Origin of the sequence: Tepidamorphus gemmatus, assembly GCF_004346195.1 — a bacterium.
Lineage (GTDB): Bacteria > Pseudomonadota > Alphaproteobacteria > Rhizobiales > Tepidamorphaceae > Tepidamorphus > Tepidamorphus gemmatus.
The window spans coordinates 278088-302905 of sequence record NZ_SMAK01000001.1 but is presented as its reverse complement, the minus strand read 5'-3'; the positions used below and the strand labels follow the sequence as shown (position 1 = coordinate 302905).

21 protein-coding genes and 1 tRNA gene are annotated in these 24818 nt (G+C 66.9%); 14 read left to right on the top strand and 8 right to left on the bottom strand.

What is annotated here, in order from left to right; genetic code table 11:
- Positions 1-6: 6 nt before the first annotated feature.
- The 5 genes from EDC22_RS01430 to EDC22_RS01410 all read right to left on the bottom strand — a co-directional run bounded on the left by EDC22_RS01430 (position 7) and on the right by EDC22_RS01410 (position 5048).
- Positions 7-1320: a TRAP transporter large permease gene (locus EDC22_RS01430; RefSeq protein ID WP_132804815.1), complete on the bottom strand. Its 1314-nt coding sequence runs from the start codon at positions 1318-1320 to the stop codon at positions 7-9.
- On the bottom strand, positions 1317-1883 hold the full coding sequence (locus EDC22_RS01425) for a TRAP transporter small permease subunit (RefSeq protein ID WP_132804814.1): 567 nt from the start codon (positions 1881-1883) through the stop codon (positions 1317-1319). Before EDC22_RS01425 ends, EDC22_RS01430 begins: the two co-directional genes overlap by 4 nt.
- 24 nt (positions 1884-1907) lie before the next feature.
- A complete protein-coding gene (locus EDC22_RS01420; protein WP_132804813.1) occupies positions 1908-2987 on the bottom strand; it encodes a C4-dicarboxylate TRAP transporter substrate-binding protein in 1080 nt (359 codons plus the stop codon).
- Positions 2988-3079: 92 nt separating this feature from the next.
- On the bottom strand, positions 3080-4225 hold the full coding sequence (locus EDC22_RS01415) for a CaiB/BaiF CoA transferase family protein (RefSeq protein WP_132804812.1): 1146 nt from the start codon (positions 4223-4225) through the stop codon (positions 3080-3082).
- A 10-nt stretch (positions 4226-4235) separates the two neighbouring features.
- Complete coding sequence (locus EDC22_RS01410; protein WP_132804811.1) at positions 4236-5048, bottom strand: citryl-CoA lyase; 813 nt, start codon at positions 5046-5048, stop codon at positions 4236-4238.
- A 173-nt stretch (positions 5049-5221) separates the two neighbouring features.
- On the opposite strand from EDC22_RS01410, the gene EDC22_RS01405 reads away from it, so the two are divergent.
- The 4 genes from EDC22_RS01405 (at position 5222) to EDC22_RS01390 (ending at position 9677) form a co-directional block, all read left to right on the top strand.
- On the top strand, positions 5222-6079 hold the full coding sequence (locus EDC22_RS01405; RefSeq protein ID WP_132804810.1) for a dioxygenase family protein: 858 nt from the start codon (positions 5222-5224) through the stop codon (positions 6077-6079).
- A 14-nt stretch (positions 6080-6093) separates the two neighbouring features.
- The gene (locus EDC22_RS01400; protein WP_132804809.1) at positions 6094-6909 is read left to right on the top strand and encodes an IclR family transcriptional regulator domain-containing protein; all 816 of its coding nucleotides are present in this window, start codon (positions 6094-6096) and stop codon (positions 6907-6909) included.
- Between the two features lie 314 nt (positions 6910-7223).
- Positions 7224-8591, top strand: coding sequence for an amidohydrolase family protein (locus EDC22_RS01395; RefSeq protein WP_245499574.1), 1368 nt, complete (start codon positions 7224-7226; stop codon positions 8589-8591).
- A gap of 45 nt (positions 8592-8636) precedes the next feature.
- Entirely contained in the window at positions 8637-9677 is a 1041-nt protein-coding gene (locus EDC22_RS01390) for a uroporphyrinogen decarboxylase family protein (protein WP_132804807.1), read from the top strand.
- A 340-nt stretch (positions 9678-10017) separates the two neighbouring features.
- Here EDC22_RS01390 and EDC22_RS01385 read toward each other — a convergent pair.
- Positions 10018-10094 (bottom strand) — tRNA-Met (locus tag EDC22_RS01385).
- A gap of 107 nt (positions 10095-10201) precedes the next feature.
- Positions 10202-11395, bottom strand: a complete 1194-nt coding sequence (gene mnmA, locus EDC22_RS01380; RefSeq protein ID WP_132804806.1) for a tRNA 2-thiouridine(34) synthase MnmA — start codon at positions 11393-11395, stop codon at positions 10202-10204.
- Between the two features lie 545 nt (positions 11396-11940).
- On the opposite strand from mnmA, the gene EDC22_RS01375 reads away from it, so the two are divergent.
- The 10 genes from EDC22_RS01375 (at position 11941) to EDC22_RS01330 (ending at position 22928) form a co-directional block, all read left to right on the top strand.
- Positions 11941-13257, top strand: coding sequence for a flagellar hook-length control protein FliK (locus tag EDC22_RS01375; RefSeq protein ID WP_132804805.1), 1317 nt, complete (start codon positions 11941-11943; stop codon positions 13255-13257).
- A gap of 9 nt (positions 13258-13266) precedes the next feature.
- The gene (locus EDC22_RS01370; protein WP_132804804.1) at positions 13267-13920 is read left to right on the top strand and encodes a flagellar hook assembly protein FlgD; all 654 of its coding nucleotides are present in this window, start codon (positions 13267-13269) and stop codon (positions 13918-13920) included.
- A 148-nt stretch (positions 13921-14068) separates the two neighbouring features.
- Complete coding sequence (gene sciP, locus EDC22_RS01365) at positions 14069-14344, top strand: CtrA inhibitor SciP (RefSeq protein ID WP_132804803.1); 276 nt, start codon at positions 14069-14071, stop codon at positions 14342-14344.
- A gap of 325 nt (positions 14345-14669) precedes the next feature.
- The gene (gene fliF, locus EDC22_RS01360; RefSeq protein WP_132804802.1) at positions 14670-16313 is read left to right on the top strand and encodes a flagellar basal-body MS-ring/collar protein FliF; all 1644 of its coding nucleotides are present in this window, start codon (positions 14670-14672) and stop codon (positions 16311-16313) included.
- Positions 16310-17353: a flagellar motor switch protein FliG gene (gene fliG, locus EDC22_RS01355; protein WP_132804801.1), complete on the top strand. Its 1044-nt coding sequence runs from the start codon at positions 16310-16312 to the stop codon at positions 17351-17353. Before fliF ends, fliG begins: the two co-directional genes overlap by 4 nt.
- A gap of 13 nt (positions 17354-17366) precedes the next feature.
- Entirely contained in the window at positions 17367-18029 is a 663-nt protein-coding gene (locus EDC22_RS01350) for a FliH/SctL family protein (RefSeq protein WP_132804800.1), read from the top strand.
- On the top strand, positions 18026-18373 hold the full coding sequence (fliN, locus tag EDC22_RS01345) for a flagellar motor switch protein FliN (RefSeq protein WP_132804799.1): 348 nt from the start codon (positions 18026-18028) through the stop codon (positions 18371-18373). Before EDC22_RS01350 ends, fliN begins: the two co-directional genes overlap by 4 nt.
- A gap of 34 nt (positions 18374-18407) precedes the next feature.
- Entirely contained in the window at positions 18408-19784 is a 1377-nt protein-coding gene (gene flbD, locus EDC22_RS01340; RefSeq protein ID WP_132804798.1) for a sigma-54-dependent transcriptional regulator FlbD, read from the top strand.
- A gap of 110 nt (positions 19785-19894) precedes the next feature.
- Complete coding sequence (flhA, locus tag EDC22_RS01335) at positions 19895-22024, top strand: flagellar biosynthesis protein FlhA (protein WP_132804797.1); 2130 nt, start codon at positions 19895-19897, stop codon at positions 22022-22024.
- Positions 22025-22136: 112 nt separating this feature from the next.
- Positions 22137-22928, top strand: coding sequence for a MipA/OmpV family protein (locus tag EDC22_RS01330; protein ID WP_132804796.1), 792 nt, complete (start codon positions 22137-22139; stop codon positions 22926-22928).
- A gap of 4 nt (positions 22929-22932) precedes the next feature.
- Here EDC22_RS01330 and EDC22_RS01325 read toward each other — a convergent pair whose 3' ends face one another.
- A complete protein-coding gene (locus EDC22_RS01325; RefSeq protein WP_132804795.1) occupies positions 22933-24777 on the bottom strand; it encodes an adenylate/guanylate cyclase domain-containing protein in 1845 nt (614 codons plus the stop codon).
- Positions 24778-24818 lie beyond the last annotated feature (41 nt).

Sequence of the window (24818 nt, the reverse complement as noted above, 5' to 3'; positions counted from 1 at the left end):
CGAATCCTAGAGCCGTGCCAGCCACACCGCGATCGGCGGGAACGCCACGATGAGTGCGAGCCCGACGACCATCGCCAGGACAAAGGGGGCGGCGCCGCGGAACACCTCGCCCACCCCCAGGCTGCGGTCGCCCAGCGCCGTCTTGATGGTGTAGACCGAGAGCCCGAAGGGCGGTGTCAGCAGCCCGATCTCGACGGCGACCACCGTGAGGACGCCGAACCAGATCAGGTCGAATCCCGCTTCGCGCGCGACCGGCAGCGCGATCGGCAGCAGGATCAGCATGATCGAGATCGAATCGATCAGGAACCCCATGACGATGATCAGCACCAGGAAGATCAGCAGAAAGCCATAGGGTCCGATGGCCTCGCCGAGCAGCGCCTGGGCCAGCGCCGTCGGCAGCCCCGACATCGCCAGCATCCGGCTGAAGAAGGTGGCTGCCATGATCAGGAACAGAACCGAGACCGTCACCTGCCCGGTCTCGACCAGCAGCGCCCAGAAGCGTCCCGGATCGAGCGAGCGGCGCAGGAGCGCGATCACCAGCGCACCGCAGGCGCCGACGGCCCCCGCCTCGGTCGGGTTGAGGAATCCGCCATACAGCCCGCCCAGCACCAGCGTCACCAGGACGAGGATCGGCGTGCCCTTCGACACGAGCGCGGCCACTGGCAGCGGCGCGATGTCGCGCGTATCGGCATCGCGCTCGAACACCGAGCGCCGCGACCAGAGCGCCATCAGCATCACCGTCGCAGAGAACAGCGCGGCCAGCAGCAGTCCCGGACCGATGCCGGCGAGGAACATGCGTCCAACCGATTCCTCGGCGAGCACCGCATAGACAATCATCAGCAGCGAGGGCGGGATCAGCATGCCCAGCACGGAGCTGCCGGCAACCACCCCGGTGGCAAAGCGGCGGGTGTAGCCGTGCCGCGTCATCTCCGGCACCGCAACGCGGGCGAAGACCGACGCCGAGGCGATCGAAATGCCGGTGATGGAGGCGAACACGGCATTGGCGAAGACGGTCGCGATGCCGAGACCGGCCTTCACCCGCCGCAGCAGGCGCTCGAAGACGTCGAAGGTGTCCTTGCCGACGCCCGAGACGGTGACGAGCAGCCCCATCAGCACGAACAGCGGCACCACGGCGTAGAGATATTCCTCCAGGCTGTCGTTGGCGACCGAGCCGATCATCCTGAGCGCGACCGTCTCGTTGCGGATGAAGGCCACCGCCACGAACGAGACGACGATCATGGCGATGCCGATGGGCATCCCGAGCACGATGAAGGCGATGAGTGCGCCAATCGCCGCGACGCCGATCTCGACGCCGCTCATGGTCTGCCCTCCGCCCGCCGGGCAGCCCGCCGGAACGCGCCCGCCGCACTGACCAGAAACTGCGCCATGGCAGCCGTGATGCCGACGAGGATCAGCATCCGGAACGGCCAGGTCGGCAGGGTGAGGACGCCGGTGACGCCGATGAAATCGCCATGCGCGTAGTCGCGCTGGAAGATCCCGAGCGTCGACCAGGCGATGCCGACGCAGACGGCCGCTCCGGCGAGATCCCACAATCCGGACAGGACTGCACCGGCGCGCGGCCGGGTGCGGGCAAGGCCGGTCAGGAACATGTCGGTGCGCGCCATCCGGTCATTGCGCACCGCGGCACCCAGCTGAAGATAGACGATCATTACCAGCGTCAGCGCGCCGAGCTCCGAAATCAGCGGCAGCGAGCCGCCGAGGAGGTTCCGTGCGACAACGTCCGCGCAAATCATGATCATCAGCAGGACGATCATCAGCGTGCCGACGACAGCCAGCCCGTCAACGCCGCGGGTCCACAGCCGGGCGAGGAACGTCTCCCGGCGGCCGGATCCGCCGCCGGGACCGTCAGCGTGCGTCGGCATTGCTGGCGCCGCCGCAGGCCACGACTATTCCGCCGCGCCCCAGTCGCGCAGCGGCTTCTCGCCCCGCGCGCGCAGGCCATCCATGTAGGCGGCGAGAAACGCGTCGCCGGGAAGCCCGCGCGCCTTGGCGTCGGCTGCCCACTCGCCGGCGAGATCGGGCAGTCGGTCGGCCCATTCCTTGCGCATCTCCGGCGACATGACGGTCAGTGTCACCGGCGTGCTCTGGCTGGCGCCGAGCTCCTGGATCTTTTTCAGCGCCATCTCGTGACGGTCCATCAGATCCTGCGCGTGCGCCTTCGAATAGAACGCGCCGGCGGCAAGCAGCGCTTGCTGCACCTCCTCGGGAAGTGCGTCCCAGCTGTCGCGGTTGATGGCAAGACCGCCGGAGAACACCACCCCGACATCGGCGCGGGTGATGTGCGGAGCAACCTCGTAGATCTTGGTCGGCAACACCCCGAGGGCGAGCGACAGGACACCATCCGAAACGCCGGTCTGGATGTCGGTGTAGAAGGTCGTCAGCGCTCCGTCCACGGCGTTGGCGCCGAGGCCGCGCAGCCACGTGCCGAGCACGCCCGGCGCGGAGATCTTCATGCCGTTCAGGTCATCGAGCGAGGCGATCGGCCGCTTGGTGTAGAGGTCGTAGCTGTCGGACCCGGTGGCACCGAGGAAGACGAGATTGTACTGCTCCCACTCGTTCCTGAACTCCGGGAACTTCTCGAACAGCTCGACGATCGTGTCGAGCTGGGCGGGCACGTTGTTGGTGGAGAACGGGGTGTAGGCGGTGATCTGGCTCATCGGCATCTTGGCGCCTTCGAGATAGGAGAACACCCAGCCGATGTCGGTAATGCCTTCCTGTACTGAGGTCAGCGTGGCATTGGCCTTGTAGAGCTGGCCACCGAACGCTTCCTGCCATTCGATCTTGTAGTTGCCGGTCTCGGCGAGACGGCGATCGACCTCGGGCATGAAATGGGTCTGGATCATGCCGATCCACGGAATCGTGGTCGGATGGCTCGAGGCGACGGTGAGCCGGATCGTTTCCTGCCCGTAGGCCATCGACGGAATGGCGAGCGCACTCGCCAGCAGCAGACCGGTCAGTTTCCTCATTCGTGCTCCTCCCTCGTTGGGTGCCCTGATGTTGGCGGGCGTTCGCAGTCGGGCCGGACGGTCATGCCGCCCGTCTTGGTCACACATTCGGTCTATGCGGTCCGACGTTGGGCGAGCTCCGCCCTGATCTGCTCGCCGTGTTCGTCCAGCGTCGGCGGCGGCAGCACCTCGAGATCGGCCTCGCCATCGAAGTTGTAGGGCGGCCTGACGGTCTTGAAGGGGCCCATCGTCGGATGCGTCGCCTCGACCGCGATCTGCAGATGCCGGGCCTGTGGATCCTCCAGCGCCTCGTTCGAATCGTAGGCCGGCGAGTGCGGCACCTCATGTTCGAGCAGGATGTCGCACCATTCCTGGCGCGTCCGCGTCGCGAAGATCGGTGTCAGGATGTCGATCAGGTCCTGCTGGTGCTTGATGCGGTTCAGCCGTTCGGCGAAGCGCTCGTCGGTCAGCAGATCCGGCCGCTCGACGGCCGCGACCAGCCCCTCCCAGAACTTCTGCGGCGAGGACAGATGGATCGCGATCCATTTTCCATCGGCACAGGCGAAGGTGTAGGACTGCGAGACCATCGGCCGGCTGAGCGGCCCCATCACCTCGCCGACACTGAAATAATGGGTGAAACTGTCCAGGTTGAAGTGACACATCGCCTCGAGCATCGAGATGTCGAGACGCCGTCCCTTGCCGGTCTTCGACCGCTCGAGCAGCGCCGCGAGGATGCCCAGCGCCGCATAGTGGCCGGTCACCGCGTCGGCGATTGCAGGACCGATGACGCGCGGGCTGGACGGCGGCGTCAGCAGACGCAGATAGGCGCTCGCCGCCTGGGCGACGGTGTCGTAGGCGGGACGGTCGCGCGCCGGGCCACTCTGGCCGAACCCGGTGATCGCGCAATAGACGAGCCGCGGATTGATCCGCTGCAATTCCTCCGCGCCGGCGCCGAGCCGCTCGGCCACCCCGGGACGGAAGTTCTGGATGAAGACGTCGGCTGTGCGGATCAGGTCGTGGAACACCGCCCGGTCGTCGGGCTTGGCGGTGTCCAGCGCAATCGACCGCTTGTTGCGATTGTAGGTCTGGAAATGCGGCGAATAGAGCCCGCCCTTGAAGGCGCGGAACGGATCTCCCTGACCGGGCCGCTCCACCTTGATCACATCCGCGCCGAGATCGGCCAGATGCATGCCGGCAGCGGGCCCGGTAATGTAGGTGCCCATCTCGATCACGCGGAAATCGGTCAGGATCTTCGTCACGGGCGCTGCCTCATTCGCTGCCGGTAGCGGTCGCCGACGCACCGGCCGGGGGGCCGTCATAGGCGATGGCGGAATCCGCCTGATGGGACATGATGAAGCCAATCGAGCGCTGCGATTCCTCGTACAGATGGGCGACGAGTCCGGCCGCGCGGGCCAGCAGCGGGATTCCCTTCATGGCGTCGACGGGCCATCCCGCGTCAAGCATCAGCGCGGGGATCGCTCCCGACACGTTGATCGGCAACGGCCGGTTCATGATGCCGGGGGCAAGATCGGCGATCGTCCGAAGACAGGCAACGTGCTCGCCGGAGACGCCGAGCCGGTCGGCGAGCGCGAGCAGCGTGTCGGCCCGGGGATCGCCGCTGCTGTGCTGCGGATGTCCGAGGCCCGGCACTTTGCTGCGCGAGGCCTTGAGCGCCTCGAGACTCTCGCGCGCGGCCGTCCTGAGGTCGGACCTGCGGCTCGCCTCGAGGACCTCGACGATGTAGCGGCCGGCCGTCTCCGAGCTGCCGGCGACCACCGTGCCCATGCCGAGCAGACCGGCGGCCATCGCGCCCTGCCACGCCTCCGGCGCCGCGGCGAGCGTCATGCGCGCGGCCTGAACGCTCGGCACCAGACCGTGTTCGGCAATCGCTACCAGACAGGCATTGGTGATCGCCCGCTGCCGCTCGTCGGGCCGCGATCCGATGACCAGCAGCCAGAAATAGTCGGTGAAGTCGATGCGACCGATCAGTTCGGAGCACAGGTCATGGCCGCGAACCGTAATCGTGTGCGCATCCGAGGTCGCGATCGCCGTGAAGGCCAGATCCTGCTTGCCGATCCGCATCGCCTCTCCTGCCCGGGGGTTCTGCCCCGCCCCTGGGGCCTACCCCGCATATTCGTATAGCGAAAATTTTTTCTCTTGTCGGAAACTATGCTCTGAACTACCGTGCTGTCAAGACCGTGGCACTGCCGTTTCGGCGGGCATGCCGGCATGTCGGGACCGGGAGGACGATTCGGATGCGAGACATCAACCAGTTCACGATCACCGAGGCGGTGAAGGCGAGCTTCAAGGCCGAGGAGGGATCCCGCTTCCGGTTCTTGCTCGACAACCTGATCCAGCATCTGCACGACTACACGCGCGAGACGAACCTGACCCACGAGGAGTGGATGCGGGTGCTGACCTTCCTGTATGATTGCGGGAAGATATCCACGCCCGACCGCCACGAGTTCATTCTCCTGTCCGACGTGCTCGGATGGTCTGCGCTGGTCGACATGATCAACACGCGCGGCGGCGCCACCGAGAACAGCAACCTCGGTCCGTTCTATCTGGACGATGCCCCGCGCAAGCCGCTCGGTGCCGATCTGGCCGGATCGCGCGAAGGCGTTACCGTGCTCTGCCACGGTGTCGTCCGCGACACGCTCAAGCACCCCATCGCCGGGGCCATCGTCGACACCTGGCAGGCGGACGGCTCCGGCACCTATCCGATCCAGGAGGCCGGTCAGGACAAGTACGACCTGCGCGGTGTCTTCGAGACCGACGCCGAGGGCCGCTACTACTACACTACGGTGCTGCCGAAGCCTTACACGGTTCCGTATGACGGCCCGGTCGGCGAGCTGTTGCGGGCCGGCAGCCGCCACGCCTGGCGCGCCGCGCATCTGCACTACATGATCCGCGCCGAGCGGATGCGCAGCATCGTCACCGAGGTCTTTTTCGAGAACACCGAATACATCGACAACGACGCGGTGTTCGGCGTTCGCAAGTCGCTGATCGCCCGCATCGAGCCCTACAAGCCGGATCTGGTCGCCGACCTGCCACTGGAGCGCAGGCCGGATGCGATGATAAAATTCGACTTCACCCTCGCCCCTGGCGATTGAGGAAGGTCTGCTGCATGCTCGACCGGAGCACGGAGGACGAACGCCCCGCGGAGTTCGTCGAGGCTCTCGCACGAGGCCTGTCGATCCTCGAGAGCTTCGATTCCGCCCACTCCGAGATGACGCTCAGCGAGGTTGCGCGACGGGTCGGACTCAGCCCCGCGGCCGCCCGGCGCAGCCTCATCACGCTGCAGGCATTGGGCTATGTCGGTCAGACCGGCAAGCGCTTCCACCTGCGCCCGAAGGTGATGAGTCTCGGCTCCGCGTTCTACTTCTCGGCGCGCGTGGACGAGGTGCTGCAGCCCGAGCTGACGCGGCTCGTCGGGATGTTCGGGGACGCCTCGTCGGTCGCCACGCTGGAGGGCCACGATGTGCTCTACATCGCCCACTATTCCGAGCAGCGCGCCCGCCGGCCGACCGCCGTGGTCGGCGCCCGCTACCCGGCCCACGCCACCTCGCTCGGACGCGTTCTGCTCGCCGGCCTGCCGGACGCGGCGTTCCACTGCTACCTGCGCGATGTCGTCCCCGTCGCACTGACCAATCGCACCGTCGTCGACAAGGCGGAGCTGAAGGCGATCATCGAGGACGTGCGCGCCAAGAACTACGCCACCACCGTCGACCAGCTCGACTATGGCATCACCGCGCTGGCGGTTCCGATCCGCGGCACCTCCGGCAGGACCATCGCGGCGCTCAATTCGTCCGGCTACTCCGGCATGGTCACCGCCGAGGATCTCGTGAAGAACCGGCTGCAGGAACTGCGCGCCTCGGCCGCGCGGATCGCCCAGACCCTGTCGCGCTATCCGGTGCTGGAGTCGATCATCGGTGTGCGCTGAGCCGACCGGCACCGCCGGCCCGGTCTGTACCGCCCGTCACTGATTGACTCGCCGGCTGGAACGACGCACGATTGAAGTGAACGAATTTTCGCACAGCGAAATATCGGATCGCTTGTTGCGGTGACCTCGCAACCGGCGCGCCGCGACAGAAGACATCCGACGCCGGCGGCCGAGCGGCACCGGCATCCACCGGGAGGAATGCAGGGATGTGCGGGATCTGCCAGTCGACGATCGTCTCGGCCCCGGGTGAAGGATCGGGTGCGGCCGGCGGCGCCGCTGACGGCCCGGCCGCGCCTCGCGTCCGCTCCGGACCGATGCCGGCCGGTACGGGCGAGCGTGGCCGACGACTGCTGATCCGCGGTGGCCACGTTCTGAGCCTCGACCCGGATGTCGGCGACTTCGCGGTGGGCGACGTCCTCGTGAACGGATCACGCATCGAGGCAGTCGCACCGATGCTCGATGCCGGCGACGCCGAGATCCTCGACGCGGCCGGCATGATCGTCATGCCGGGCTTCGTCGACACTCATCACCACCAGTTCGAGACCGCGCTGCGCGGTTTCCTGGCCGACGGCATCCTCATCAATGATGGCCATCCGCACAGCGCGATAAACTACTACGAGCACGTCCTTCAGAAGTTCTCGCTCGTCTATCGCCCCTCCGACGTCCACATCAACGAGTTGTACGGCTCCCTCGCCCAGCTCGACGCCGGCGTGACGACAGTGATGGACGTCTCGCAGATCCATCACTCGCCCGAACATTCCGATGCGGCTGTCCAGGCCCTGAGGGACGCCGGGCGGCGCGCCGTCCTCGGCTATTTCGAGGGATGGGGAGACCGCACGAAATATCCCGATGACGCGCGCCGGCTCCGATCGGAAGCGTTCGCCTCCGACGATCAGCTCCTGACCATGGCGATGGGCGGCGAGATCTACCTGCCGGGTTACGAGCGCGCCTGGGAGATCGGCCGTGAGCTGGCGCTGCCGATCGCCCTGCATGTCGTCGGCACCTTCGGCATGGCGCCGATATTCGACGAACTGGCCCGGGCCGGCCGGTTCGGCCCCGACAACATCTTCATCCACATGACCGGCATGTCGGACCTCGGCTGGAAGGCGGCCGCCGACGCCGGGGCGCACGTCTCCCTGTCGGTGCCGATCGAGATGGTGATGCGGCACGGCATGCCGCCGATCCAGAAGGCGCTGGATGTCGGACTGCAGCCTTCCCTGTCGTCCGACGTCGAGTGCACCATGACTGCCGACCCCTTCACCCAGATGCGTGCCGCGCTGACGCTGCAGCGCGCCTTCGTCAACGAGGCGGCGCTCGGCGGCGGCGAGAACCTGCCGGACCTGCTGACTGCGCGCGACGTGATCCGTATGGCCACCCTCGAGGGCGCGCGCGGGCTCAAGCTTGACCACAAGGTCGGCAGCCTGACGCCGGGCAAGGAGGCCGACATCGTGCTGCTCGACGCGACTGCCATCAACGTGGCGCCGCTCAACCATGTCCCCGGCGCCGTGGTCACGCTGATGGAGCGCAGCAATGTCGACACGGTGATGGTCGCCGGACGGATCCGCAAATGGCGCGGCACGCTCCTCGATGTGGATCTGGACAGGCTGCGCGGCGAACTGGAGGCGAGCCGCGACTATCTGTTCGAGGCCGCCGGTATCGACCGCGACCTGTTCCGCGCCTGACGAACGATCCATTCGACGCGAGACGAGACGGAAAGAACGAAGAGCATGGCGACGATCGAAACGCTGCTGCCGACCTCCCTGGTCGGTTCCTACGCCCAGCCGGACTGGCTGATCGACCGGGCCAATCTGGCCGGCCGCTTCCCGCCGCGCGTGCGCGTCCGCGAGCTGTGGCGCGTCGCCCCCGAATGGCTCGAACAGGCCCAGGACGACGCCACCCTGCTGGCGATCCGCGACCAGGAGCGTGCCGGGCTCGACATCATCACCGACGGCGAGATGCGCCGCGAAAGCTACTCCAACCGCTTCGCCACTGCGCTCGAGGGCGTCGACATCGACAATCCCGGGACCGCGCTCGACCGCTCCGGCCACCCCAACCCGGTTCCGAGGGTGGTCGGCAGGATCCGCCGCAAGCATGCCGTCCAGGTACGCGACACCGAATTCCTGCGCGCCAACACCGACCGACGGATCAAGATGACGGTTCCGGGGCCCTTCACCATGTCGCAGCAGGCCCAGGACGACTTCTACGACGATCCCGCCGAAATGGCACTCGACTATGCCCGTGCGGTCAACGAGGAGATCCGCGACCTGTTCGCTGCCGGCGCCGACATCGTCCAGATCGACGAGCCCTACATGCAGGCCCGCCCCGAGCAGGCCCGCGACTACGGCCTGGCGGCGCTGAACGCGGCGCTCGACGGCATCACCGGCGAGACCGCCGTCCACATCTGCTTCGGCTATGCAGCGATCATCCACGAACGGCCGGAGGGCTATTCCTTCCTCCCAGAGTTCGCCAACTCGCCGGTCAACGCCGTCTCGATCGAGACCGCACAGTCGAAGCTGGATTGCTCGATCCTCGAGACCCTGCCCGACAAGCGCATCATCCTCGGCGTTCTCGACCTGTCGACGCACGAGATCGAGACGCCCGAGACGGTCGCCGCCCGCATACGCCGGGCACTGCCACATGTCTCGGCTGACCGTATCGTCGTGGCCCCCGATTGCGGGCTGAAGTACCTGCCGCGCAACGTCGCCTACGGCAAGATGGTGGCGATGGTCGAAGGCGCGAGGATCGTTCGCGCCGAACTGACATCGTAGCGATCATTCCGACCGGCGGCCGCCGCCGCTCGCCGCCTGCCCGCACCGGCCAGGCCTGCGCGGCTTCGATGCCAGCAGCACGAGCCGGCGCAAGCGCACTCTCGCGGGAGTCGATCTCGTCGGTCACGGCAGCCTGCCGCCCCTCGGCTCCGTCGCCCGGTGGCGGCGATGTTCATCCGGCGCCCATCCGCCAGGTCGATCATCAGCAAATACGGCGCTGAGGGTCTGGTGCTCGCGCCGTCCGCCTCCTCCGGCCCCGGCAGGGCCGCACACGGGCCGGCAGCAGCGATCAAGCGGATCCGCGTGGCGTGGGTTCCTCGATCGACTGCCTCAGCGGAATTGGTAGCGGAGGAGGGACTTGAACCCCCGACACGCGGATTATGATTCCGCTGCTCTAACCAACTGAGCTACTCCGCCCCGATGCCCGGTCCGCCTCGAACTCGGCGATTCACACGGGTCCGGTTTCCGGACTCGCGCCGGCGGCCGGCAGGCGAGGCCGATATAAGGATCGGCCCCGAAGGGTGTCAAGCCGAACCGGCAGCCGCCGCGCGTGGAATGCGGCGTGCCTGGCCGATCGCATCGGCAAGGGCAACGGCCGGCCGGGCGGCAGCGATCCAGCCGCCGCCGAGAACCCTGCTCTGCGGCTCGCAGCTTTCGTAGAAGACACAGGCCTGACCGGGCGACACGCCGTATTCTCCGGCCAGCAGGTCCACCTCGACTCCACCCTCGGTCACGACCAGCCGGGCCGGCTGCGGCGGCCGAGTCGAGCGCACCTTGGCGAATACCTCGTGGCTGCCTTCGCCGAGTGGCATGTCGCCGAGCCAGTTCACCTGCCGCAACGCGACGCGGCGCGTCTCGAGAGCCTCGCGCGGGCCGACCAGTACCCGGCGTGTCTTCGCATCGAGGTCGATGACGTAGAGAGGTTCACCGATCGCGACGCCGATACCGCGGCGCTGCCCGATCGTGAAATGGACAATGCCGTCGTGCCGGCCCAGCACTCGGCCATCGAGATGCACGATCTCGCCCGGCTCGATCGCGCCCGGCCTGAGTCGCTCGATGATCTGCGTGTAGCGGCCGGTCGGCACGAAGCAGATGTCCTGACTGTCGGCCTTGTCGGCGACCGTCAGCCCGAGGTCGCGCGCGATCTCGCGCGTGCGCCACTTCGGCATGTCACCAAGCGGGAAGCGCAGGAAGTCGATCTGGTCCTGTGTGGTCGCGAACAGGAAATAGCTCTGGTCACGCTCCTCATCGCGTGCGCGATAGAGCGCCCGCCGGCCGCCGGGCAGCGCACGGCTCGCGATGTAGTGGCCCGTCGCCAGCGCCTGCGCGCCGAGATCGCGCGCGGTATCCAGGAGATCGTGGAACTTGATCTGCTGGTTGCAGCCGACACAGGGGATCGGCGTTTCCCCAGCCAGATAGCTGTCGGCGAAGGCGTCGATCACCGCCTCGCGGAACCTGCGCTCGTAATCGAGAACATAATGCGGGATGCCGAGCGTCTCCGCCACCCGCCGGGCATCGTAGATGTCCTGACCGGCACAGCAGGCGCCGGGGCGATGCTCCGCCTCACCATGATCGTAAAGCTGAAGCGTCACGCCAACGACGTCGTAGCCCTCCCTCTTCAGCAGGCCGGCCACCACGGAGGAATCAACACCGCCCGACATGGCAACGACGACGCGGGTATCCTGCGGGCGTCCGGGCAGGTCGAGCGAATTCTGCATGGCGGCAAGCTTCGGTGAACGGATACGGCAGCGACCTCGCGCCGGGGCGAACCGCCCGAATCATAGGACCTCCCCTGCCGATGGCAAGGGCCGGCTGGCCCGGCTCATCGAGATCACCGCCGGGTCGACCGGCAAGGTTCAACCGGGAAGTCGGCAAGACTTGCCGGCCAGATCCCGGCGGCCCGACCCAAATATCTGCAACATATGGATCTTTTTCGTGGCCCGATCCTTGCTTCGCTTAATCCGAGACCTTCGCGTTCGACTAGGGCGTGTATATGGGCGACGCTGCATCTGTCATTGCAACCCAGTTCAAGCCGGGCGCCGATGCGCGCGCGGCAAGCCGACGCGACACAGGACTGCTCGGCATCCTCGGCCAGCCTGTCGCTGGCAACGGATCGGATTTCGCGGCTGTTCTGGCGGCGATGAGCGCATCCCCAACCGCGACGGGCCCGACCGCGACGGGCAAGGACATCGAGGATCCATCGGCGCAATCGGGCCCGCTCGATGCAGTCCCGACCGCAACCGATACGGTCGCGACGCCGGCCATGCCGCTGGGCGAGCCTCTGGCACCTCTGGCACTCCTGGCACCCCTGGCGGCCGATCAGGCCGGCGATCCGGACGCGGCGGCATCACAAGCGGCTGCGTCGGCACAGGCGCCAGCTCTCGCCGGGAAAGTCCCGCCCGCCGACGGTCGATCAGCTGCCCTGAACGAGAATGCCGGCCAGATCACCGGTCCCGTACCCGGAGCGTCGGATCCGGTGCCTGTGCAATCGGCCGGCATGGGTTCGGCCGCAGCGCTTGCGGCACCCGTGCCTCCACGCACAGTCGCCGATGCGGCAGCACAGCTGGCGTCCGCCGCCGATCGGCAAGCCCAGGCGATGTCGATGGCCCAATCGGCGTCGCATACGGCCGGTGGCGCGGCTGACGCTGCCGCGCCGCCCGCAGCCCAGCCGCTCCAGAGCGCCGGGACGGGTACAGACCAGGCACTTGCCGCAGGCGATCCGGCAGGGAACTCAGATGCCGATCCGGCCGGCCGGCCTCGGTCCGCTGGCAACATTTCGTTGCCCTCTCAGGCCACGTCACGGGACGTCGCGCTGCTGCCTCTTGCCGACGACGACAGCGAACTGGCGCGTCTGTTGACGCGGCAGAAGCCGGACAGACAGCCTGTCCCGTCCCGACCGTCGCATGCGTCGGCGCCCGCCTCTCCGGCGGCGTCACCCGAGATGCGCCAGCCCGATGCCGCGCAACCGGCGATCCGGGTGCCAGCCGACATGCTTGCCGCAATGGCCACGGCCGCACCCGCTGACGACGCCAAGGCCGATCCGACGACCTCGCGCCTCTCCACGCTGCACGCCTATGGCGGCGCGGTCTCGCTCGTTCCCGGCCGGGACGGAACGCATCTCGAAACGACCTTGCGTCATCTTGGTGCCGTCGCCGCCCGCCCCGACGTTCAGGCCATCGCGCTGCGCATAGCCCAGAAATCCGCTGACGGGGCGAACCGGTTCGAAATCGAGCTGGATCCGCCCGAGCTCGGCCGTGTCGAGGTCCGCCTGGAATTCGGTCGCGACGGTCAGGTGAGGACACACATGCTGGTTGACCGGCCTGACACTCTGGACGCGCTGCTGCGCGATTCCCGAGGCCTGGAGCGGGCGCTGAATGCGTCGGGGCTCAAGCTTGAGGGCGGCATCCAGTACGAGCTCCGCGACCAGTCGTCCTTCGCACAGTCGCACGGCGGCCGCGACCAGCAGAGCACCGGTGCCACGCCGGCCGAGGCCAGCCCCGACGCGACGGCAGACCCCACCAATCCCGCCCCCCTCCCCCAGCGCCTGTCCTACGCCGGCGGACTGGATCTCAGAATATGAGGTGACGCCATGTACCTGAGTGCCCTGTCGAACATCGGTGGAAGCTACTCCTCGGCGACCGACCGCGCGGCGATCGCTGACAATTTCGATACGTTCCTTTCGCTGCTGACGACGCAGCTGCGCAATCAGAACCCGCTCGATCCGCTTGATACGAACCAGTTCACCCAGCAACTGGTCCAGTTCTCCGGCGTCGAGCAGCAGATCAAGGCCAATGCCAACCTCGAGGCAATGATCCAGCTGTCTGCCGCGCAGACGGCCACCCAGGCGGCGGCCTTCATCGGCAAACGGGTGATGGTCGAATCCACCACTACCGACCTGAAGGGTGGCAAGGCCGAGTGGAGCTATGCGGCAGCCTCCGGCGCGACCCACGCCACTTTCACCGTCCGTGACGCCAACGGCAAGGTGGTCTGGACCGAATCGAAGGAGATCTCAGCCGGACGCCACGACTACGTCTGGACGGGCCGCGACAGCGACGGCAACCAGCTGCCCGATGGCAAGTACACGCTGACCGTCGAAGCCACCAACGACAAGGGCGAGCCTCTGCAGACGGTCGTCGAGGTGGCGGCCATTATCGACGGGGTCGATTTCACCGGCACCGAGCCGATTCTCATCGTCGGCGAGTACGGAATCCGGCTCAGCGATGTCCGGGCCGTGCTCGGCTGACGAGAAGGATTGGTCAATCACTTTGTCTCAAATTGAAGCCAGTCCGTTGAGATTGTTAAGAAAATACCCACCATCCCTTTAGCCAAATCTTAAGTCGACCTGCTTACGCTCTCACACGTGTTGGTCAGTTGAGTGTGTGAGAGTATCGATGACCGATCAGTACCGGCCGCGGGCGAAATACGTGATAGGGCCAGATGGCAGCCCGCTCACGATCGCCGACCTGCCGCCGAAGAACACCAAGCGGTGGGTTATCCGGCGCAAGGCTGAGGTGGTCGCGGCCGTTCGCGGTGGCCTTCTCAGTCTCGAAGAGGCCTGCGAGCGCTACACCTTGACCGTCGAAGAATTCCTGAGCTGGCAACACTCGATCGACAAGTACGGCCTGCCCGGCCTGCGCGCGACCCGCGTCCAGCAGTACCGGAACTGACGCGACCCGACTGCTACGTCTGATCAGATGTGACGACTTCGACGCCGGCCCCCCAGGCCGGCGTCTTCGCATGCGCGTCCGCCACCATCCCTGCCGTTCTGACCCTGCCGCATCTGCTGCCCTCGTTAATCGAAGGCTTACGTTCGCGCCCTCCCGTCCCGCCCCGACTGTGCCATTCCGAACCGGAAGCGAGCTCCCGACGCTGCCGCGTTAATCACTTGTTTAGGAATGCGGTGGGAAATTCTTGCCGGGTCGCGGTCGCGTCGCGTCGGTGCAAGCGCCGATTCCCGGTCAGACAATCGTCAGCGTAACAGGCTACGGCAACGTGCAGGTGGGGCTAGAATTCCTGAAGTCGCTCGGCGCCGCCCGGCTTGCTGCCATGGGGGCTGTCGCCGCTGCACTGATCGGCTTTTTCGCCTTCCTCATCATCCATCTGTCCGCAGTGAAGATGGTGCCGCTCTACACCGACCTCGACTTCGAGGATTCGGGCGCGGTGGTGCGCGAACTCGAGCGGCGCGGCATCGCCTATGAGCTGCGCTACGAAGGCAGCACGGTACTGGTACCCGAGCCGGACGTGCTGAGGTTGCGCATGGATCTCGCCTCATCCGGCCTGCCCTCCGGCGGCGGTGTCGGTTACGAGATCTTCGACCGCGGCGACACGCTCGGCGCAACCAGCTTCGTGCAGGGCATCAACCACTTGCGCGCGCTGGAGGGCGAGCTGGCTCGGACGATACGGGCCCTCGACCGCGTCGCGTCGGCGCGGGTGCATCTGGTCATTCCCGAGCGGCGACTGTTCGCCCGCGACACGGTGCCGCCAAGCGCCTCGATCGTGCTGAAGACACGCGGCGCGCTCAGCGAGACGCAGATCCGGGCGATCCGGCATCTTGTCGCCTCCGCCGTGGAGGGCATGACGCCGGGCCGCGTCGCGATTGTCGATGAGGCCGGTCGGCTGCTTGCCGACGGCGATGGCGACGCGGATGCGGGCTCGCTTCTGGTGCTCGACAATCGCCGACAGGCCATCGAGGCAAAGATGCGCAGCCAGATCGAGGATATCCTGGCCAGCATCGTCGGACCGGACCGTGTCCGGGTGCAGGTTACCGCGGAGCTCGAGCACAATCGCGTCACCCAGACCGTCGACCAGTTCGATCCGGATGGCCGCGTCGTACGCTCCTCGCAGCTGCGCGAGGAGACCTCGAACGTCACCGAGCCGGCCGACAATGGCGGCGTGACAGTCGGCAACGAGCTTCCCGGCGCCAATGCCGAGGCGGCGGGTATGGCCAGCGAGAACACCAGTCGCAGCGAGGAGGTCACCAACTACGAGATCTCCCGCACGACCAAGACCGAGGTGATCGAGCCCGGTCGTATCCGTCGCCTCTCGGTCGCCGTGGTGGTCGACGGCATCTACACCCAGAACGCCAACGGCGAGCTGGTCTACGAACCGCGCCCGCAGGAGCAGCTCGACCGACTGGCGGCGCTGGTGCGGTCGGCGGTCGGCTTCGACCAGGAGCGCGGCGACACCGTTGAGATCGCCAACCTGCGTTTCGCCGAAGGGCCCAGGGGCATTCCCACGGAGGAGGAGACGTCCTTCCTGCCGGCCCTGTCTTCCGCCGAACTGATGCGGCTCGTGGAACTCGGCGTCCTGTTCCTCGTCGCCCTGCTGGTGCTGTTGTTCGTCGCCCGGCCGCTGGTGCGCCGTATCCTCTCGCCGGAGGCCACGGCGCCAATCGCCCTCGAGGCACCGGCGACCGCCAACGCCGAGGCGCCTGGCCTCGTCGCGCAGCTCGAGGGGCCGGCCGGCACCAGCCTGGCACTGCCACCCTCGCCTACCGAGGATGCCATCGATTTTGCCCAGCAGATCGGCGAAGTGCAGCAATCGTCGCTGCGCAAGGTCGGTGAACTGATCGATCAGAATCCGACCGAGGCCCTCAACATCATCCGCAACTGGATCCACGCACCGGCTGCGTCATGAAGGCAATGCTCCGCACCCCCGAACTGCGCGTCCCCAGCTCGGTCGACGACCTCTCCGGAACGGAACGTGCCGCCGTTCTTCTCTTGGCGCTCGGCCGTGAGCATGGCGATGTGATCTGGCGCCAGCTCGATGACGAGGAAATCCGGCTGATCTCGATCGCCATGTCGAAGCTCGGCAAGGTCAGCACCGAGATCGTCGAGAAGCTGATGGTCGAATTCGTGCTCGACATGGGCCACGCCGGGGCCCTGGTCGGCAACTACGATTCGACCGAGCGCCTGCTGCAGCAGTTCCTTCCCGCGGAGCGGGTCTCCTTGATCATGGAGGAAATCCGCGGCCCGGCCGGGCGCAACATGTGGGAGAAACTCTCCAACGTCCAGGAGACGGTGCTCGCCAACTACCTGAAGAACGAATACCCGCAGACCATCGCGGTGGTGCTGTCGAAGATTCGTCCCGAGCATGCCGCGCGCGTCCTCGCGATCCTGCCGGAGGATCTCGCCCTCGAGGTCATCAACCGCATGCTCAAGATGGAATCCGTGCAGAAGGAGATCCTTGATCGTCTCGAGCAGACCCTGCGCATGGAGTTCATGTCGAACCTCGCCAAGACCCAGCGCCGCGACGCCCACGAGCTGATGGCAGAGGTGTTCAACAATTTCGACCGCCAGACCGAGTCCCGCTTCATGACCGCGCTCGAGGAGATCAATCGCGACTCCGCCGAACGCATCAAGACGCTGATGTTCACCTTCGAGGACCTGGCCCGGCTCGACAACGCCAGTGCCCAGACACTGCTGCGGCACGTCGACAAGGACAAGCTTGCCATCGCGATGAAGGGCGCGAACGAGACGGTCCGCAACTTCTTCCTGTCGAACATGTCGCAGCGCGCCGCCAGCATCCTCAAGGAGGACATGGAGGTGATGGGCCCCGTCCGCCTGCGCGACGTCGACGAGGCGCAGGCGCGCATGGTCAACCTCGCCAAGGACCTCGCCGCGAAGGGAGAGATCATGATCTCCAAGAATCGCGGCGAGGACGAGCTCATCTACTGAGGCATTCGGGAAGATGCAGCGCCAGACCGCCGTGAAGCCCGCCCCCTACCTCTTCGACGAGATCTTTGCGCTCGACGTCGAGCCTGTGCGACCGACCGCTCCGGCGATCGACCGGGCGATGCTCGACGCCGCCGTCGAGCGGGCCCGCGCCGAGGGCCATGCCGCAGGGCTCGCCGAGGGCCGCCGGGCCGCGAGCGAGGCGATCGCCGCGCAGACCGCCCGGGCTGCCGAGACGCTCGTCGCCGAACTTGACCGTTTGATCAGCTCGGCCGCAGCCGAGCGCGCCCGCATCGAGTCCGCCGCCGTGGAGCTGGCGCTCACCGCCGCCGGCCGCCTCGCCCGGACGCTTGTGGCCGCGATGCCGCATGCGGAGGTCGAGAGGATGCTGCGCGACAGCCTGTCCGACCTTCGCGATGTGCCGCATGTCGTCGTTCGTGTCAGCGAGACGATTGCCGACGACCTGCGCCAGCGGATCGGGACAATTGCCACCCAGTCGGGATTTGAAGGCCGCATCGTCGTGCTCGCCGATCCCGAGATCGCCGAGGGCGACGGCCGGATCGACTGGGCCGACGGCGGCATAGTCCGCGACAGCGCCGCGATTTCCAAGGCCATCGAGCAGGCGGCAGCACGCTACCTCGCCCGAAGTGCCGCCCGCGATCAGGATGAAAACCGATGAGCAACGATCCCGACAGCCCCTTCGACGACATCGACAACGCCGAACCTCCCGTCGAGCCGGATGGCGATCTGCCGCAGGACGAGGCGACACAGCATTCGGCCGCCGACCTCGAGGCGGTGTTCGACGTCCCCGTCAAGGTGTCAGCCGTGCTCGGGCGCTCGCGGCTCGAGGTCTCGGAACTGCTCAAGCTCAAGTCCGGCGCGGTCATCGAGCTCGACCGCAAGGTCGGCGAGGCGATCGACATCTATGTCAACGACCGCCTGGTAGCCCGCGGCGAGGTAGTCCTCGTTGACGAGCGGCTCGGCGTGACCATGACCGAGATCATCAAGAATGACCGCGGCTGAGCGTCGGGGGGCAGTGTAGGAAAGGGAGGATGCGATGAGGCTGATGATCATCGGCTCGCTGCGCGGCCAGCTCACGACGGCCAGTCGGATCGCGATGGATCGCGGCGCCAAGGTCCTGCATGCGAACACCATCGAGGAGGCGATGCGGGCCCTGCGGGCCGGGCGCGGCGCCGACCTGCTGATGGTCGAGGTTTCGATGGACATCGCCCAGCTCATCCAGCAGCTGGAGCACGAGCGCATCTGCGTCCCGATCGTTGCCTGCGGCACCGAGAACGATGCGCGCGCGGCGGTGGCTGCGATTCGGGCCGGCGCCAAGGAATACATCCCGCTGCCGCCCGACCCCGAGTTGATCGCAGCGGTGCTCGCGGCCGTCGCCGATGATTCGAAGGCGCTCGTCTACCGTGACGACGCGATGGCCGCGGTCGTCAAGCTGGCCGAACAGATCGCGCCTTCCGACGCGAGCGTGCTGATCACGGGCGAGTCCGGCACCGGCAAGGAGGTGTTGGCCCAGCATGTCCATCGCAAGTCGAAACGGTCCGACAAGCCGTTCATCTCGATCAATTGTGCGGCGATCCCAGAGTCGCTCCTCGAATCGGAGCTGTTCGGACACGAGAAGGGGGCTTTCACCGGCGCGGTGGCGCGCCGCATCGGCAAGTTCGAGGAAGCCGACGGCGGCACGCTGCTGCTCGACGAGATCAGCGAGATGGACGTGCGCCTACAGGCCAAGCTGCTGCGCGCGATCCAGGAACGGATCATCGACCGGGTCGGCGGCGGACGGCCGGTGCCCGTCAACATCCGCATCATCGCCACATCCAACCGCGATCTGGCCGAGGCCGTGCGCCAGGGTGCGTTCCGCGAGGATCTGCTCTACCGGCTCAACGTGGTCAACCTGAAGATCCCGCCGCTGCGCGAGCGGCCGGCCGACATCCTAGCCCTCGCCGAGCATTTCGCCCGCCGCTATGCCGAAGCCAACGGCCTGCCACTGCGACCGCTCGCCGAGGATGCGCGGCGCCAGCTCGTCCTCAACCGCTGGCCGGGCAACGTCCGCGAGCTGGAGAACACCATCCATCGGGCGGTGCTGCTCGCCACCGGCCTCGAGATCGGTGCCGACGCGCTCAGGCTTCCGGACGGATCGCGGCTCGATGCGATGATCGGCAGGCCCGATGGCGGCCCCGCCGCCCACGCGGCACGCGCGGCGGAAGCCGTCACCCGCGACCTTGTCGGGCGGACGGTCGCCGAGGTCGAGCGCGATCTCATCCTCGACACCCTCGACCATTGCCTGGGCAACCGGACACACGCCGCCAACATTCTCGGCATTTCGATCCGTACCCTGCGCAACAAGCTACATCTGTATTCGGATGAGGGCTACCGGATCCCCGGGCCCGGCGAGACCAGGATGGCGATGCGCTGAAGATCCGGTGCGGAGGCGCAACACGGGCGAAGGACCGCCGCCGTTAACCACTCGCTAACCATACGACCGGCAGATTTTGCCGGGGTGAGCTTCTGGCCGCAGGGGAGCACATGACCGACACCACTGCCGGCGTCGAGACGCCGCGACGCGTGCTGGGACTTCCGTCCGTTTCAGCGGTCATCGAGGCTCTCAAGCGCGGCGATCTGGCACTCGCCTTCGGCGTCATCGCGATCCTCGTCGTGCTGATCCTGCCGATGCCGCCGGTGATTCTCGACATCGCCCTGGCGATCTCGATCACCTTCTCCGTCCTGATCCTGATGACGGCGCTGTTCATCCATGCGCCGCTGGAATTCTCGTCATTTCCGACGGTGCTGCTGATCGCCACGATGCTGCGGCTGGCGTTGAACCTCGCCTCGACCCGACTGATCCTGGCGCGAGGCCACGAAGGGACCGACGCCGCAGGCCACGTGATCGAGGCGTTCGGCAACTTCGTGATGCGCGGCAACTTCGTCATCGGGATCATCGTCTTCGCGATCCTGGTGATCGTGAATTTCGTGGTCATCACCAAGGGATCCGGCCGCATCGCCGAGGTCGCCGCCCGATTCACCCTCGACGCCATGCCCGGCAAGCAGATGGCGATCGATGCGGACCTGTCGGCCGGCCTCATCGACGAGAACGAGGCCCGCATCCGCCGCAAGAAGCTAGAAGACGAGTCAACCTTCTTCGGCGCCATGGACGGCGCCTCGAAATTCGTGCGCGGCGACGCAATCGCCGGCCTGCTGATCACCTTCATCAACGTCATCGCCGGGATGATCGTCGGCGTCGCCCAGAACGGGCTCGGCCTGGCCGAGGCGGCGACCACCTATACGCTGCTCACCGTCGGCGACGGCCTTGTCTCGCAGATCCCGGCGCTGATCGTCTCGACGGCCGCCGGCCTGCTGGTGTCCAAGGCCGGCGTCACCGGGTCGGCCGACAAGGCGCTGATGGACCAGCTGTCCGGCTATCCGAAGGCGTTGGGCATGTCGTCCTTCGTCATGGTGGTGATGGCGCTGCTGCCCGGCATGCCGATGCTGCCGTTCCTGGCGCTCGCCGCTAGCACCGGCTTCCTCGCCTGGCACATGACCCGCAAGAAGCGTCGCGAGGCAGATGCCGCGAGCGCGGCCGCCCGTCCGGACGCCGACGCCAGCAAGGCCGGCGCATCCGATGAGCCCATCGCAAGCGCGCTCGCCATCGACGATGTCAAGATCGAGATCGGCTATGCGCTGCTGCCGCTGATCAACGGGGCCGACGGCGAGGACCGGCTGACCGGCCAGATCAAGGCGCTGCGCCGCCAGCTCGCCGCAGACATGGGCTTCGTGATGCCGCCGGTGCGTCTGCTCGACAACATGCATCTCGAGCCGAACGCCTATGTCGTGAAGATCAAGGAGGTGGAGGCCGGACGCGGAACCGTCTATCCGGGCCAGTTCATGGTGATGGACCCCGAAGGCGGCCAGGTCCAGCTGCCCGGCATCCACACCACCGAGCCGACCTTCGGGCTGCCGGCGACCTGGATCGACCAGGCGCTGCGCGGCGAAGCGGAACTGAAGGGCTACACCGTCGTCGATCCGGCGACGGTCGTCTCGACACATCTGACCGAACTGGTGCGCAGCAACATGGCCGAGCTGCTCTCCTATGGCGAGGTCTCCAAGCTGCTCAAGGAGCTGCCCAAGGAACAGCAGAAGCTGGTCGACGACATCGTGCCCTCGCAGATCACCATCACCGGCATACAGCGCGTGCTTCAGACGCTTCTGGAGGAGCGCGTCTCGATCCGCGATCTTCCGACGATCCTCGAAGGCATCGCCGAAGTCGCGGGAACGCTGCGCAGCACGCGACTCATCACCGAGCACGTCCGCTCGCGACTCGCCCGACAGCTCTGCGCCCAGCACCAGGCGCCCGGCGGCTACATTCCGATCATCGCGCTCTCGCCCGAATGGGAACGGGCCTTCCTGGAATCGCTGCATGGCGACGGCGAGGACAAGCAGCTCGCCATGGCGCCCTCCAGGCTGCAGTCCTTCATCTCGACCGTCCGCGACCGCTTCGAGGAGGCGGCCCGCAAGGGCGAGATCCCGGTTCTGCTGACCAGCCCCGGCTCGCGGCCCTATGTTCGCTCCATCATCGAGCGGTTCCGCGCCCAGACTACCGTCATGTCCCAGAACGAGGTGCATCCGCGCGCCAAGCTGAAGACGATCGGCGCGGTCTAGCGGATGAGGCACGGTGGCGACCAATCCACGGACGTCGGGATTTCGTAGTGACGGGGCGACCGAATGCGGACTATCGTCCGCCCGAACGAAGCTCCTGGGGACGACGAGCCACATGTCGATCCGCTTGGCAATGACGGCGGCGCTTGCCGGCGCCCTGTTCTTGGAGGCCGCCTCTGCCCAGGAGGCGCCCCTGGCCGGGTCGGCGCCGGGCACCGACCTGTCGGTCCGGCTCGGCATCGGCGGCATCGTGCAGCCCGAGTGGGAGGGCTCCGACAGCTACAATGTCGTGCCCTGGCCGATCGTCTCGCTGGAATATCTCCGGCTGCCGGGGATCGGCGAGTTCGGCGGCCAGCGGCTCGGTTTCTCCATCGGCCCGTCGTTCAATGTCGTGTCCAAGCGAGAGCAGTTCGACGATCCGGTACTGGTCGGCCTCGGCGATGTCGATGCGGCGGTCGAGCTCGGACTGAAGGGCGCCTATGAAATGGAGCACTGGGGCGCCCTTCTGGCCGTCCGGCGCGGCTTCGGCGGCCACGACGGCATTGTCGGCGAGGCGGTGGCGTATGGCATCCTGCGTCCCACCGACCGGCTGGAACTGCGCGGTGGGCCGGAGATCACCTTTGCGGATTCCGAGTATTTCGACACCTATTTCTCGGTCACTCCGGCACAGGCCTTGCTGTCCGGCCTGCCGGTCTACGACGCCGGCAGCGGCTTCAAGAGCGTCGGGATCACCGGCCAGGCGACCTACTCGCTGACCGACAAGGTCGATCTGCACGCTCGGGCGAGCTACACCTACCTTCTGTCAGACGCAGGCGAATCGCCCATCATCGAGATCGGGGGCAGCCGCAACCAGGTCACGGTCGGCGCCGGCATCAGCTATCGCATCGATCTCGATCTGTTCGACTGAGTCTTCAGATCCGCGCCGGCACCAGTACCGTTCCCGTCAATTGCGGATGCGGCGCGTCGGCGCTGCGCAGCCGGACCACCTCGACCTCGTGCGGGACGCCCGCAAGGCGGAAGGCCCCCATCGCCTCGCCGGCATCGCCGACGGCTGCGAGTTCCGCGGTCTGCGCGCTCATCAGGATGGTGACATCCTCGCCCGCGTCGAGCATGTGACCCAGCGACTCGAGCCGTTGCGCCACGTTCACCGTCGGGCCGACGATGGTGTAGTTGACGCGGCCCGGCGCGCCGATATTGCCGACGACCGCCGGCCCGGAATGCAGGCCGATGCGGACCCGCACCGGCTTCAGACCCTTGTGGGCCCGGCGGCGGTTGTCGGCAGTGATCGCCGCGGCGATCGCCCGGGCAGCGGCAACCGCGCGGGCGGCGTGATCGTCCATCCGATCCGGGGCACCCCAGAAGGCCATCACCGCATCGCCGATATACTTGTCGATCGTGCCGCCCTCGCGGGTGATGCAGTCGGCCAGGATGCCGAAATGCCGGTTGAGGAATTCCGCCGTTTCCTCCGCCCCCATCCGCTCGGCGATCTCGGTGAAACGGGCAATGTCGGTGAACATCACCGTCAGTTCGCGCGACTGCGAGGCCATTTGGCGGTGATTGCCGATGGCGATCAGGCGCTGGACGAGCTGCCGCGGCACATAGGTCTCGAACACCCTGAGCCCATCGAGCATCATGTTGAAGGCGCGCGCCTGGTCGTGCACCTCGGCGATCGGGCTGGACTGAGCCGGCTCCACGCTGGCAAGATCGAGCCTGGCGACCGCCGCTGCCGTCCCGGCCAGGCGACGGATCGGACGGGCGATGAAGCCGCCGATGACGATCGCCGCGATCACGGATAGCACCACGACGACCAGCCCGGCGATACCGGACATCAGCAGGCGCTGGACAGTGTCGGCGAACTCCTGGCTCGGATAGTAGGCTCCGACGGCGATCGGCTGCGGTCCGTAGCCGAACAGCCAGCGGTACATGACGACATACTCCGCGCCCGCCGCCTCCACCCGGCGCACCTGCACGCCCTGTTCGCGTGCGGTGACGGCCAGGCGCCCACTCTCGGTTCCGTTGTCGAGATTGGCGATGACGGGATCATTGGCCTCGGATCGGGGAATGATGCCGCGCCGAAGCCGGCCGCGATCGCCCTCCGAGACGATTCCGGGATGCGCCAGCAGATGTTGCTCGCCGTACAGCATGAACGCGGTCGCACCATACCGCTCCCCGATTTCCGCAACGAATCGCGAGAAGTGCTCGAGCGACACCGCCGCCCCGATGAACGCGATATCGGACCGCGGGGTCGCCAGACGTGTCACCACATTGACATAGGTGATCCCATTCTCGTTGACCGGATCGCCCCAGGTGGGAGGTTCGCCGGGCTCGAGCGCCGCCAGGTCATTGCGCAGTCTCGAGTCGCTCTCGATGAGGACGGGGATGGTGACGATGCGGCCCGCGGCCGCACGGGCGACGCCATGGCGGACCAGATTGCGGTCCCAGTACAGCAGCACCTCGATCTCCGGCGACGTGGCGAGCACGACCTTCATCGTGTCCGTCCATTGGCCAGCATCCGTCGCAAGATCGACCTCGGCCGCCTGAAGGGCGAGCCCATCCACGACCGCGCTCGCGCCATCCAGCTTGTTGCGCACCTCGGTCTCGATGCCGTCGAGAACGAGTGTGACGCGCTGGTTCAGAAGCTCGAACGTGTTCGTACTGCTCGCCTGCAGGGCGATCACCAGCACCGTCATCGTCGCCACCAGGACGAGTCCGCCGGTGGACAGCGCCAGCAATGTGCGAATGGAAATCTTGCGCATCCGTCAGCCGCTCCGGGCGCCGCAGCCCGTCCCGGCCGTCC